The organism is Aeromonas sp. Prich7-2, assembly GCF_017939255.1.
GTDB classification, from domain to species: domain Bacteria; phylum Pseudomonadota; class Gammaproteobacteria; order Enterobacterales; family Aeromonadaceae; genus Aeromonas; species Aeromonas caviae.
On record NZ_JAGKRI010000038.1, the window covers coordinates 26,008 to 39,159 of the forward strand.

General features: G+C 62.2%; 8 protein-coding genes. All 8 read left to right on the plus strand.

The features are described from left to right. Window positions 1-75: 75 nt before the first annotated feature. The 8 genes from J9892_RS08540 to kdpC all read left to right on the plus strand — a co-directional run bounded on the left by J9892_RS08540 (window position 76) and on the right by kdpC (window position 13,072). Window positions 76-666, plus strand: a complete 591-nt coding sequence (locus J9892_RS08540) for a TetR/AcrR family transcriptional regulator (protein ID WP_161470540.1) — start codon at window positions 76-78, stop codon at window positions 664-666. Then, window positions 663-1,769: an efflux RND transporter periplasmic adaptor subunit gene (locus tag J9892_RS08545; RefSeq protein WP_039040661.1), complete on the plus strand. Its 1,107-nt coding sequence runs from the start codon at window positions 663-665 to the stop codon at window positions 1,767-1,769. Before J9892_RS08540 ends, J9892_RS08545 begins: the two co-directional genes overlap by 4 nt. A gap of 15 nt (window positions 1,770-1,784) precedes the next feature. Next, window positions 1,785-4,865 (plus strand): multidrug efflux RND transporter permease subunit, encoded by a 3,081-nt coding sequence (locus tag J9892_RS08550; protein ID WP_201871709.1) that lies wholly within the window; start codon window positions 1,785-1,787, stop codon window positions 4,863-4,865. A 120-nt stretch (window positions 4,866-4,985) separates the two neighbouring features. Continuing rightward, window positions 4,986-6,803, plus strand: coding sequence for an ATP-binding protein (locus J9892_RS08555; RefSeq protein WP_210538206.1), 1,818 nt, complete (start codon window positions 4,986-4,988; stop codon window positions 6,801-6,803). Between the two features lie 76 nt (window positions 6,804-6,879). Beyond that, the gene (gene gorA / locus J9892_RS08560; RefSeq protein ID WP_210538207.1) at window positions 6,880-8,229 is read left to right on the plus strand and encodes a glutathione-disulfide reductase; all 1,350 of its coding nucleotides are present in this window, start codon (window positions 6,880-6,882) and stop codon (window positions 8,227-8,229) included. Window positions 8,230-8,676: 447 nt separating this feature from the next. Further along, entirely contained in the window at window positions 8,677-10,371 is a 1,695-nt protein-coding gene (gene kdpA / locus J9892_RS08565; protein WP_053287961.1) for a potassium-transporting ATPase subunit KdpA, read from the plus strand. A 55-nt stretch (window positions 10,372-10,426) separates the two neighbouring features. After that, the gene (gene kdpB / locus J9892_RS08570; RefSeq protein WP_053287960.1) at window positions 10,427-12,484 is read left to right on the plus strand and encodes a potassium-transporting ATPase subunit KdpB; all 2,058 of its coding nucleotides are present in this window, start codon (window positions 10,427-10,429) and stop codon (window positions 12,482-12,484) included. Window positions 12,485-12,544: 60 nt separating this feature from the next. After that, the gene (gene kdpC / locus J9892_RS08575; RefSeq protein WP_053287959.1) at window positions 12,545-13,072 is read left to right on the plus strand and encodes a K(+)-transporting ATPase subunit C; all 528 of its coding nucleotides are present in this window, start codon (window positions 12,545-12,547) and stop codon (window positions 13,070-13,072) included. Window positions 13,073-13,152 lie beyond the last annotated feature (80 nt).

Sequence of the window (13,152 nt, forward strand, 5' to 3'; positions counted from 1 at the left end):
TGGGCAATGCTTGACTTGCCTTTGCGCCCACCTAGAATGAATGAACGTTCATTCAGTCGTTGACCTCTGATAACCATGGATAAGAAAGAACGCATTTTCGAAGCAGCTCACGAGATCCTCGGCGAGCAGGGCTTCTACGGCCTTTCCATTGCCGTGGTCGCCAAGAAAGCCAAGGTGGCGGCAGGCACCATCTATCGCTATTTCAGCGACAAGGATGACCTGATCCGCCAGCTCTATCAGCACACTATCCTCAAGTGTCATCCCCTGGTCATGGAAGGTGTGCAGATAGAAGAGGTGTCCTATGAGCAGTATCGGCGCCTCTGGCTCAACATCGATGCCATCTTCACCAGCTACCCCAATGCACTCAAGTGCAAATTGCAGTACGAAAGTTCTCAATTGGGGGCTGAATTGGAGCGGGATCCGGTCATAATGGCGACGTGGGCGCCACTTGAGCGCTTCTTTGAGCAAGGACGCCAACAGGGACTCTTCATCGATCTCCCCATTCTGGTGTTGCAAGCATTGAGTCTGGATTGCGTGGCCAACCTGGCACAGCAGCGCCGGGTTCACGATTTCGAATTGACGCAGGAACAGCTGGAGACGGTCATCCGGGCCAGCTGGAATGCCATTTTAAACCCTAATGTTTCCATCACAGGAGCCTGTTCATGAAAAAGTGGATGGCCATCATGTTGCTGATAGCACTCGCCCTGTTTGGCAGTGTCATCGGCTTCAATATGTTCAAGCAGAAGAAGATTGCAGAGTTCATGGCCAATCGGCCCGAGCCCGAGTTCCCGGTCACCGCCATGGTCACCAAGGCGCAGGACTGGGTCCCCACCATTGAAGCCATCGGCTTCATCGAGCCGAACCAGGGGGTCACCCTCTCCAGCGAGCTGTCAGGCACCATCGACAGCATCCGGTTCGAATCCGGGGCACATGTCAAAGCGGATCAACTGCTGCTGAGCCTGGACTCCAGTGTGGAAAAAGCCAACCTGAACTCTTCCCAGGCCAGACTGCCGGCAGCCAGGGCCAAGTTCGAGCGCTACAAGAACCTCTATCAGAAGAACTCCATCTCCCGTGACCAGCTGGATGATGCCGAGGCAAGCTACCGCTCCCTGGAGGCGGACATCGACAGTCTGAAGGCCACCATCGCCCGTCGTGAGGTGCGTGCCCCCTTCAGCGGTGCCGTGGGCCTGCGCAACGTCTTCCTCGGCCAGTATCTGGAACCGGGTACCCAGATTGTGCGCCTGGAAGACACCAGCGTGATGCGCTTGCGCTTCACCGTGCCCCAGACCGACATCTCCAAAATCACCCTGGGACAGACCATCAAGATCAACGTGGATGCCTATCCCCAGACCCAGTTTGACGGCCAAATCACAGCCATCGAGCCCGCTGTCAACTATCAGAGCGGCCTGATCCAGGTGCAGGCAGACATTCCGAACAACGACGGCCAGCTCCGTTCCGGCATGTTCGCCCGCGCCAGCATCATACTGCCCACGGTGAAAGACCAGATAGTGATCCCGCAGTCCGCCATCTCCTTCACCCTCTATGGCGAGAACGTCTATGTCATTCACGAGGCTGACGGCGTGAAACGTGCCAAGCAGGTGGTGGTCAAGGCAGGTGAGCGTCGCGGCAACGATGTCCATGTGCTGTCCGGCATCAAGGCTGGCGATCAAATCGTGCTGTCGGGTCAGGTTCGCCTGAGCAACGATACCAAGGTGCACGTGGTCGAGAACGATGCCCTTGCCGTTCCGGCACAAACCCCGATGCTGTAAGCGCGGAGAGCTGCGATGCGATTTACTGACATATTCATAAAACGGCCTGTGCTGGCGATCTCGCTCAGCTTCCTGATAGCCCTGCTGGGCTTCCAGGCCATCTTCAAGATGCAGGTGCGTGAATACCCCGAGGTGATCAACACCGTCATCACGGTCAACACCAGCTACTATGGCGCCAGTGCGGACCTGATCCAGGGCTTCATCACCCAGCCCCTGGAGCAGGCGGTCGCCCAGGCCGACAACATCGACTTCATGACCTCCTCGAGCCAGCTGGGCAGTTCCACGGTGACGGCGTACATGAAGCTCAACACCGATCCGAACGCCGCGCTGTCCGACATCCTGGCCAAGGTCAACTCGGTGCGTTCCCAGTTGCCCAAAGAGGCGGAAGACCCTTCGGTCACCTCCTCCACCGGCTCCACCACGGCGGTGCTCTACATGGGCTTCACCAGCCCGGAGCTCAACTCCAGCCAGATCACCGACTACCTGGAGCGGGTCATCAAGCCCCAGCTGTTTACCGTGGGCGGGGTCTCCAAGGTGGATCTGTATGGCGGGGTCGAATTCGCCCTGCGGGTGTGGCTGGATCCGGCCAAGATGGCCGCCTTTGACCTGACCTCAAGCGACGTGATGACGGTGCTCAACAGCAACAACTATCAGTCCGCGACCGGCCAGGCCACCGGCTATTTCACCCTGTTCAACGGCAACGCCGAGACCCAGGTCGGCAACATCGAAGAGCTCAAGCGCCTGGTGGTCGCCACCCGCGACAGCAAGGTGATCCGTCTCTCCGACATCGCCAAGGTCTCCCTGGAGAAGAGCCACGACATCTATCGCGCCAGCGCCAATGGCCGCGAAGCCGTGGTTCTGGCCATCAACGCAGCCCCGACAGCCAACCCCATCAACATCGCCCACGATGTGCTGGAGCTGCTGCCGAGCCTGAAGCGCAACATGCCGAGCACCATGCAGGTGAACATCCTGTATGACTCCACCATCGCCATCAACGAATCCATCCACGAGGTCATCAAGACCATACTGGAGGCGGCCGCCATCGTACTGGTGGTGATCACCCTGTTCCTCGGTTCGTTCCGGGCGGTCATCATCCCCATCATCACCATTCCCCTGAGCCTCATCGGCGTGGTGATGATGATGGACATGTTCGGCTTCTCCATAAACCTCATGACCCTGCTGGCGATGGTGCTGGCCATCGGTCTGGTGGTGGATGACGCCATCGTGGTGCTGGAGAACGTCGACCGTCACATCAAGGAAGGGGAAGAGCCGTTCCGGGCCGCCATCATAGGTACCCGGGAGATCGCCGTGCCCGTCATCGCCATGACGGTCACCCTGGCGGCGGTGTATGCGCCCATCGCCCTGATGGGGGGCATCACCGGCTCCCTGTTCAAGGAGTTCGCGCTGACCCTGGCAGGAGCCGTGTTCGTCTCGGGCATCATCGCCCTGACCCTGTCGCCCATGATGTGCGCCAAGATGCTCAGGGCCAACGAGGAGCCCGGCAAGTTCGAGCGTACCGTGCACGATCTGCTGGACCGGATGACGGCCCGCTACGACGCCATGCTCCATGCCGTGATGCAAAAGCGCATCGTGGTCATCCTGTTTGCCGTCATCGTGTTCGCCAGCCTGCCGCTGCTGTTCAAGTTCATTCCGAGCGAGCTGGCCCCGTCCGAGGACAAAGGCGTCATGGCGGTGCTGGGGACGGCCCCTTCCAACGCCAACCTGGACTACATCGAAAACACCATGGCGGACGTGAACAAAGTCCTGGACGACCAGCCGGAGATCGCTTACTCCCAGGTCTTCTCGGGGCTGTTCAACTCCAATCAGGCGTTCGGTATCGCCTCCATGGTGCCCTGGAGCCAGCGTGAAGCGAGCCAGAAAGAGGTGCTGGATCGGGTCGCCGGTCTGGTGAAGGACATCCCCGGGATGGCCATCACCACCTTCCAGTTCCCGGAACTGCCGGGGGCGTCGAGCGGTCTGCCCATCCAGTTCGTTATCACCACCCCGAACAGCTTCGAGAGCCTGTTCCTGATCGCGGGTGAGATGCTGGCGGCAACCCAGGCCAACGGCCAGTTCGTCTATTCGGATCTCGATCTGAACTACGACTCGGCCACCATGAAGATCAGCATCGACAAGGACAAGGCGGGTGCCTACGGCATCACCATGCAGGACATCGGCATCACCATGGGCACCATGATGGCGGACGGTTACGTCAACCGTATCGACCTGGATGGCCGCTCCTACGAGGTGATCCCGCAGGTGGAGCGCAAGTTCCGTCTCAACCCCGAGTCCATCAAGGGCTACTACGTGCGTGCCGCCGACGGCAAGTCGATCCCGCTGGGCAGCCTGATCAAGATTGAAGTGAAGGGAGAGCCCCGTGCCCTGCCCCACTTCAACCAGCTGAACTCCGCCACCATCGGCGCCGTGCCGGCACCGGGCGTGGCCATGGGGGATGCGATCAACTGGTTCAAGGCGACCGCGGAAGAGAAGCTGCCCCAAGGCTATCGTTACGACTTCATGGGGGAAGCCCGCCAGTTCGTGACCGAAGGGAATGCGCTCTACGCCACCTTCGCCCTGGCCCTGGCCATCATCTTCCTGGTGCTGGCGATCCAGTTCGAATCCGTGCGTGACCCGCTGGTCATCATGGTGTCGGTGCCGCTGGCCATCAGTGGCGCGCTGATCGCCCTGGCGTGGGGTATGGCCACCATGAACATCTACTCCCAGGTCGGTCTCATCACTCTCGTCGGTCTGATTACCAAGCACGGTATTCTGATCTGCGAGGTGGCGAAGGAGGAGCAGCTGCTCCATGGTCTGAACCGGATGCAAGCCGTGATGCAAGCTGCCAAGGTCCGTCTGCGCCCCATCCTGATGACCACGGCGGCGATGATCGCAGGCCTTATCCCGCTGCTCTATGCCTCGGGTGCGGGGGCGGCACAGCGCTTCAGCATCGGCATCGTCATCGTAGCGGGTCTGGCCATCGGCACCCTGTTCACCCTGTTCGTGCTGCCGGTCATCTACACCTTCCTGGCATCCGAACACAAGCCGCTGCCGGAATTCGACGAATCCATCCCGGCAAAAGCCAAGGGCGGTCACTGATCCCAGCCCACACAAAAAAGGCCCCGAAAGGGGCCTTATTTTTATCCATTGGATGACACACGACATAAGTCCATGAAGCAGTTAAACTAAACCGCACTCAATCCAGACCGCAAGGACGCCATGTCAGGAATCTTCTCCAAGGCCGTCGGCCTTAACGGACTCTCTTATCGTCTGCTTTCCTACATTCTGATCTGCAGTACGGTGCTGGCACTGCTCATCACCGTGCTTCAGCTCGCCTGGGACTACAACAAGGATGTGACCGTCATCGAGGCCAGCATCGGCCAGATCGAGGCCTCCTTCCTGCAACCCATCTCGGCCAGTCTCTGGAACCTGGATGAAGAGCAGGTGAAGGTGCAGATCGAGGGCATCATGAACCTGCCCAACATGCAGTTCGTCATGGTCAAGGAGATGCTGGGCAATTCGGAAGTGCCCCTGCTCACCCAGGGGGTGGAGCAGCCCCAATACGACATCTCCCGCGAGTTCACCCTGAGCTATCAGGGGGAAGTGGTCGGCAAGCTGTTCGTCGCCGCCTCCCTGGAGCAGGTCTACCAGCGCCTCATCGAGAAGTCCGTGCTGATCCTGGAGGGGCGCCCCCTGCCCCGCAAGCATCCGGACGAGTTCGATGCGCTGGCCGCCACCCTCAACCAGATGCGCACCCGGCTGAACGACGAATTCACGGCCCGCCACCAGGCCGCCGATCAGCTGCAACAGGAGCGGGACTTCTCCGCCACCCTGATCAACTCCGCCAACATGGTCATCTGCTGCATGGAGCCGGATCTCAACATCGCCAGCATCAACCCGGCTGCAATACTGCTGACCGGCTATCACCACCAGGAGCTGTTGCAGCACAACTGGCTGGATCTCTTCGTCAGCAAGGAGCAGCGTGACGAGCTGGCCGCCACCCTGGCCGAGCAGGGCGCTCTGGAGGACAGGGAGATCACCATGCACGACCAGCAGGGCAACGAGCTGGTACTGCAGTGGACCTTCGCTCCCTTCTACGAGGGGCCTAACCTCAAGTACCTGATTGGCTTTGGCTATGACATCACCCCCCTCAAAAAGGTCGAGCGGGAGATCACCCTGTTCAACGAGCAGCTGGAAGGCAAGGTGGCGGAACGCACCCGCAGCCTGAGCGATGCCAACGACCAGCTGGGCAAGGCCTATGACGATCTCAAGCAGGCCCAGCAGACCCTGGTGGAGTCGGAGAAAATGGCCTCCCTCGGTTCCCTGGTTGCCGGCGTGGCCCACGAGATCAACACCCCCATCGGCATCAGCGTCACCGCCTCCTCCTACCTGCAGGAGCGGGTGGCCGACTTCAAGCAGCATATCGAGGCCAAGCAGCTCTCCCGCTCCTACCTCAACGAATTCACCCAGAATCTCGACGAGTCGATGCAACTGCTGCAAGGCAACCTGAGACGCGCCTCCGAGCTCATCGCCAGCTTCAAGCAGGTGGCAGTGGATCAGTCCTCCGAGGCCCGCTACAACTTCAGCCTCGCCGACAACCTGCATCAGGTGGTGGTCTCCCTCGGCTACAAGCTCAAGAAGGCCCAGTGCGAGGTGGACATCCAGTGCGATCCCAAGCTGAGCATCTACTCCTTCCCGGGCAGCTTCACCCAGATCTATTCCAACCTGATCCTCAACTCCATCCATCACGGTTTCGATGGCTGGGACAGGCCCAGAAAGATCACCATCCAGGTGGCGCAGCAGGGAGACGAGCTGGTCATCGACTACAGTGACAACGGCCGCGGCATCCCCCCGGAGATATTGCCGCGCATCTTCGATCCCTTCGTCACCTCCAAGCGGGGACAGGGTGGCAGCGGGCTCGGCACTCACATCATCTACAACCTGGTGGTCCAGCTGCTGCGCGGCCGCATCCACTGCGCCAGCGAACCGGGCCAGGGCGCCCAGTTCCACATTCGCTTGCCCATCCAGCAGAACTGAGCACCGGCTCTTGTGGGCCGGCCGCTTTGTCCCCATCATGCTGTGACTGCATTCTTAACGAGCGGAGAACCTCGCAATGGCACAGCATTTTGACTACATCGCCATCGGTGGCGGCAGCGGCGGCATCGCCTCGGCCAACCGGGCAGCCATGTACGGCAAGAAAGTCGCCCTGATCGAAGCCAAAGAGCTGGGTGGCACCTGCGTCAACGTCGGCTGCGTACCGAAGAAGGCCATGTGGTATGCAGGCCAGATCGCCGATGCACTGAAATATGGCGCCGACTACGGCTTCGACACCACGCTCAACCACTTCAGCTGGGCCAGACTGGTCGAATCCCGTCAGGCCTATATCGGGCGCATTCACCAGTCCTACCAGAACGTGCTGGGCAAGAACCAGATCACTGTCATCAAGGGCTTCGCCCGCTTCGTCGACAGCCATACCGTCGAGGTGAACGGCGAGCACTACAGCGCAGATCACATCCTGATTGCCACCGGCGGCCGCCCCGAGGTCCCGACCATTCCGGGCGCCGAACTGGGTATCGACTCCGACGGTTTCTTCGACCTGCAAAGCCAGCCCAAACGGGTTGCCGTGGTGGGTGCCGGCTATATCGCCGTGGAGATCGCAGGCGTGATGCAGGCACTTGGCTCCGAGACCCATCTGGTGGTGCGCAAGCATGCGCCGCTGCGCAACTTCGACCCCATGATCCACGAGACCCTGGTGGAGATCATGGCGCAGGAAGGGCCCAAGCTGCACACCCACGCCATTCCCAAGGCCGTCATCAAGAACGCCGACGACAGCCTGACCCTGCAACTGGAAGATGGTCGCCACCTCACCGTGGACTGCCTCATCTGGGCCATCGGCCGCGTCCCGGCCACCGACAACCTCAATCTGGCTGCCACCGGCATCACCCTGGACGAGAAGGGCTTCATCCCCACCGACAAGTTCCAGAATACCGCCATCGCCAACCTCTATGCCGTCGGTGACAACACCGGCCGCATCCAGCTCACCCCAGTGGCTGTCGCGGCAGGCCGCCGCCTCTCGGAGCGGCTGTTCAACAACAAGCCGGGCGAGCACCTCAACTACGATCTGGTGCCGACCGTGGTGTTCAGCCACCCGCCCATCGGCACCATCGGCCTGACCGAGCCGGAAGCCGTCGCCGAATACGGTGAAGATCAGGTGAAGGTCTACCGCAGCCAGTTCACCGCCATGTATTCGGCCCTGACCCAGCATCGCCAGCCCACCCGGATGAAACTGGTCTGCGTCGGGCCGGAAGAGAAGGTGGTCGGCCTGCACGGCATCGGCTTCGCCATGGATGAAATCCTGCAAGGCTTCGGCGTCGCCATGAAGATGGGCGCCACCAAGGCGGACTTCGACAACTGTGTCGCCATCCATCCGACCAGTGCGGAAGAGTTTGTGACCATGCGATAAGCGGGGTTGAAGCTGGCCTGTCATTATCAGACCAGCTTCTACAACTGTGTTTACACTCTCCATCCCACCAGCGCGGAAGAGTTTGTGACCATGCGATAAGCGGGGTTGAAACTGACCTCATCACCATCGGGTCAGCTTCCACCACTTGCTACCAAACCCGGCCCAGGCCGGGTTTTTTGTGCCTTGCCCGTCCACCAGCCAACAAAACCCGCCTTCTTTACGCCGATTTTACGCCAGCCAAATTGGGCTTTATGGCGCCTTTACGCCCGTTTTACATACCCTTTGAGCGTCAATGAGACCTATGGGATCGACACGGATATGCATCGATCCCTGACGCTAATTACCTCAACGGAGTCGTTATGAATTGGCTATATCTGCTGCTGGTCCTCGCCCTCGCGGGCTATCTGCTGCGCGCCCTCGCGCGCACTCATGAGTGAGGAACCGGATATGTGGCAAGAGATCATCTATCCCGTCGCGTTCGTGCTGCTGGTGCTGCTGCCGGCGCCTCTGCTTGGCAACTACCTGTATCGGGTGTTTGAAGGCAAGAGTCGCTGGCTGGCCCCGCTTGAGCGCGCCACCCTGGCCTGCTGCGGCACGGACGGGCGCGAGCAGGACTGGAAGTCCTACGCCCTCAGCCTGCTGGCTTTCAACGGCGCCGGTTTCGGCCTGCTGTTCCTGATCCTGATGGCGCAGGGGCTGCTGCCCCTCAACCCGCAGCAACTGCCCGGGCTGAACTGGCAACTCGCCTTCAACACCGCGGTCAGCTTCATGACCAACACCAACTGGCAGGCCTACTCCGGCGAAGCCAGCCTCTCCTACTTCAGCCAGATGGTGGGGCTCACCACCCAGAACTTCGTCTCCGCCGCCACCGGCGCCGCCGTCGCCATCGCCCTGTTTCGCGGCATCGCCCGCCAGCAGACCACCCACCTCGGCAACTTCTGGCAGGATCTGGTGCGCTTCTGCCTCTACGTGCTGCTGCCGATGGCGCTGATCCTGGCGCTGCTGCTGGTATGGCAGGGGGTGCCCCAGAGCCTGTCGGCCTACCTGCCGTTCCACGCTCTGGAAGGGCAGGAGCAGCTGCTGCCGCTCGGCCCGGCCGCCTCCCAGATCGCCATCAAGCAGCTCGGCTCCAACGGCGGCGGCTTCTTCGGCGTCAACTCGGCCCATCCGTTCGAAAACCCCACAGCCCTCTCCAACTGGCTGGAGATGGTCGCCCTGCTGACGCTGGCCGCCGCCATGGTCTGCACCCTGGGGCGCTACGTGAAGGATCTGGCCCACAGCCGCGCCATCCTCATCGCCATGACCATCATGCTGGTGCTGGGGCTCTGCCTCGCCATCGGCCAGGAGCTGCAGCCGGATCCCGCCCTCGCCCAGCTCACCACTGATGCAAGCACTCTGGCCGGCAACTGGGAAGGCAAGGAGAGTCGCTTCGGCACCGTGCTGTCCAGCATCTGGGAAGTGGCGACCACCGCCGCCTCCAACGGCTCGGTCAACGCCATGCACGACAGCTTCACCCCCCTCGGCGGCATGGTCGGCATGATCAACATGCTGCTGGGTGAAGTGGTGTTCGGCGGCGTCGGTGCCGGCATCTACGGCATGATGCTGTTCGTGCTGCTGACCGTGTTCCTGTGCGGCCTGATGGTGGGGCGCACCCCCACCTATCTGGGCAAACGGCTCGGCATCACCGAGATGAAGTGGGTGGTCGCCAGCATGCTGGTGATGCCGGTCGGGGTATTGGTGATCGGCGGCATTACCCTGCTGATGCCAGACTCCGCCACCGTCATCGGTCACGATGGCCCCCACGGTCTGTCACGGCTGATCTATGCCTACGCCTCGGCCGCCGGCAACAACGGCTCCGCCTTCGCCGGCTTTGCCGCCGCCGACAGCTGGCAGTGCATCGCCATCGGGCTGGCCATGCTGCTCGGTCGCTTCGGCTACATCATCCCCGTGCTGGCCATCGCCGGCCAGCTGGCCCGCGCCCCTCGTCAGGAGCGAAGTGAAGGGGACTTCCCCGTCAGCGGCCCGCTCTTCATCACCCTGCTGATCGTCACAGTGCTGCTGATGGGGGGTCTCTCCTTCCTGCCGGTGCTGGCGCTGGGCCCGGTGGCGGAACACCTGAGCCTGCTGGGAGGTGCCTTCTGATGCTGCACACCCGACTGATCTGCGTGACCAACTATTCGATGCTGGGAGCTTTCCAATGAGCAAGTCCGCTTCAATGAGCACCGACACCCTCAAGGTGAAGGGCAAGAAACAGAAATCACAGATCCTGCAGGCCATGGTGGAAGCCCTCTATCGCTTCAACCCCAGGGCACTGCTGGGCAGCCCCATCCTGTTCACTCTCTGGCTGGCGGCCGTGATGTCGACCCTGGAGTCGCTGCTGGGGCAGCCGCTCTCCGGCGTCGCTCCTTCGCTGGTCTGGCAGCTGACCGCCTGGCTCTGGCTGACCCTCTGGTTTGCGAACTTCGCCGAGACCCTGGCCGAAGGTCGCGGCAAGGCGCGGGCCGACAGCCTGAAGGCGGGCATGAGCCAGCTCAAGGCTCGTCGTGTCACAGACCCCAGGGATGGGCAAGGGGAATGGGTGCCGGCCACCAGCCTGCTCAAGGGCGATCTGGTGCTGGTACGCAGCGGCGAGATGATCCCGGCAGACGGTGAGGTCATCGCCGGTATCGCCTCGGTCAACGAGGCGGCCATCACCGGGGAATCCGCCCCCGTGATCCGCGAGTCGGGCACCGACCGCAGCGGCGTGACCGGCAACACCACAGTCGTCTCCGACGAAATCTGGATCCGGGTCAGCAACAACCCGGGTGAAAGCACCCTGGATCGCATGATCGCCCTGGTGGAAGGGGCCAAGCGCCAGAAGACGCCGAACGAGATGGCGCTGGACGCCCTGCTGGTGGGGTTGACCCTGATCTTCCTGCTGGTGGTGGCCACCCTGCCCTGGTTCCTCGACTACAACGACACCCAGGTCCCGCGTCTCTATCTGCTGGCGCTGTTCATCACCCTGATCCCGACCACCATCGGCGGCCTGCTCTCCGCCATCGGCATCGCCGGCATGGATCGTCTGGTAAAGCTCAACGTCATCGCCAAGTCGGGCCGCGCCGTGGAGGCCGCCGGCGACGTGCGCACCCTGCTGCTGGACAAGACCGGCACCATCACTTTCGGCAACCGGATGGCGGACGAGCTGATCCCGGCCCCCGGCGTGGATCCCTCCCTGCTGGCTCAGGCCGCCATGCTGGCCTCGCTCGGTGACAACACGCCGGAAGGCAAATCCATCCTGACCCTGGCGGGCAAGAGCCACACCAGACCGAGCCAGCTGGAGAGCGACATCATCATCCCCTTCAGCGCCGAGACCCGGCTGAGCGGGCTGGATCGCAACGGCCATCACTATCGCAAGGGGGCGGTGGACGCTGTGCTGCGCTACCTCTCCCTCGATCGCAAGGCGGTGCCCGAGCTCATTCTCAAATCGGTGGACAACATTGCCCGCCAGGGCGGTACCCCGCTGCTGGTCTGCACCCACGAGAAGCTGCTGGGGGTGGTGTACCTCAAGGACATCATCAAGCCGGGCATCAAGGCACGCTTCCAGATCCTGCGCCACATGGGGATCCGCACCGTGATGATCACCGGTGACAACCCGCTGACCGCCGCCGCCATCGCCGCCGAGGCCGGGGTGGACGACTTCATCGCCGAGGCGACGCCGGAGAAGAAGCTGGCCTACATCCGTCAGGAGCAGGCCGACGGCCGGCTGGTCGCCATGTGCGGAGACGGCGCCAACGACGCCCCGGCGCTGGCCCAGGCCGACGTGGGGCTGGCCATGAACGAGGGGACCCAGGCCGCCAAGGAGGCGGGCAACCTGGTGGATCTCGACTCCAACCCCACCAAGCTGCTGGACGTGGTGCTGGTGGGCAAGCAGCTGCTGGTGACCCGTGGCGCCCTGACCACCTTCTCCATCGCCAACGACGTGGCCAAGTACTTCGCCATCCTGCCGGCCCTGTTCATCGCCGCCTATCCGCAGCTGGGGGCGCTGAACCTGATGCAGCTGGGCAGCCCGGAGAGCGCCATCCTGTCGGCCATCATCTTCAACGCCCTGATCATCGTCGCGCTGGTGCCGCTGGCCCTGCGCGGGGTCAGCCTGAAGGGAACGGCGGCCAGCCTGCTGCGCCGCAACCTGCTGATCTACGGCGTCGGCGGCCTGATAGTGCCTTTCATAGGTATCAAGCTGATCGACCTGGTCATCACCGGCCTGGGACTGGTGTAACGGCATCACCGGATGCGGGGCAGGCCCGCATCCACCCAACACATTTGGAGCAAACACATCATGATCGCAATCAGAACCCTGCTGACCCTGACCCTGCTGCTGGGGGTGGCATATCCGCTGGCCGTCACCGGGCTGGCCCAGCTGCTCTTCCCCTGGCAGGCCAACGGCAGCCTGCTCACCAACGCCAAGCAGCAGGTGGTCGGCAGCGCCCTGCTGGCCCAGAAATTCGAGCGGGCCGACTACTTCCACTCCCGCCCCTCCGCCAGCGATTTCGCCACCATAGGTGGCGGCGGAAGCAACCTGGGGATGAGCTCGCCGCTACGGGCCGAGTTTGCCGCAGCTGCGGCCAGAGCGCAGCCGGAAGCCAGGGTCCCCGCCCTGCTGACCCGCTCCGCCTCCGGCCTCGATCCCCATCTGCCCCTCGATGCAGCGCTGGCCCAGGTGGATAGGGTCGCCGAGCAACGGGGGCTGGATCCCGTTCAGTTGACGGAGCAGGTCAAGTCGGCGGCACAAGCTGGTATCCTTGGCCCGCAGGTGGTCAACATTCTCCAGTTGAACCTGCAACTCGATCATCAAAAGGGCGCCTGAGGGCGCTCCTTGCCGTTCGGGAAGGCTCCCTTTCGACAACGGGGACAAGCATGAGCAATGAGGTCACGGCCGCAGTTCGG

Excerpts from the sequence above, each read along its gene's own strand:
- J9892_RS08540 (WP_161470540.1), top strand. The coding sequence starts at position 76 with ATGGATAAGAAAGAACGCATTTTCGAAGCAGCTCACGAGATCCTCGGC.
- J9892_RS08545 (WP_039040661.1), top strand. The coding sequence starts at position 663 with ATGAAAAAGTGGATGGCCATCATGTTGCTGATAGCACTCGCCCTGTTT.
- J9892_RS08550 (WP_201871709.1), top strand. The coding sequence starts at position 1,785 with ATGCGATTTACTGACATATTCATAAAACGGCCTGTGCTGGCGATCTCG.
- J9892_RS08555 (WP_210538206.1), top strand. The coding sequence starts at position 4,986 with ATGTCAGGAATCTTCTCCAAGGCCGTCGGCCTTAACGGACTCTCTTAT.
- gorA (WP_210538207.1), top strand. The coding sequence starts at position 6,880 with ATGGCACAGCATTTTGACTACATCGCCATCGGTGGCGGCAGCGGCGGC.
- kdpA (WP_053287961.1), top strand. The coding sequence starts at position 8,677 with ATGTGGCAAGAGATCATCTATCCCGTCGCGTTCGTGCTGCTGGTGCTG.
- kdpB (WP_053287960.1), top strand. The coding sequence starts at position 10,427 with ATGAGCAAGTCCGCTTCAATGAGCACCGACACCCTCAAGGTGAAGGGC.
- kdpC (WP_053287959.1), top strand. The coding sequence starts at position 12,545 with ATGATCGCAATCAGAACCCTGCTGACCCTGACCCTGCTGCTGGGGGTG.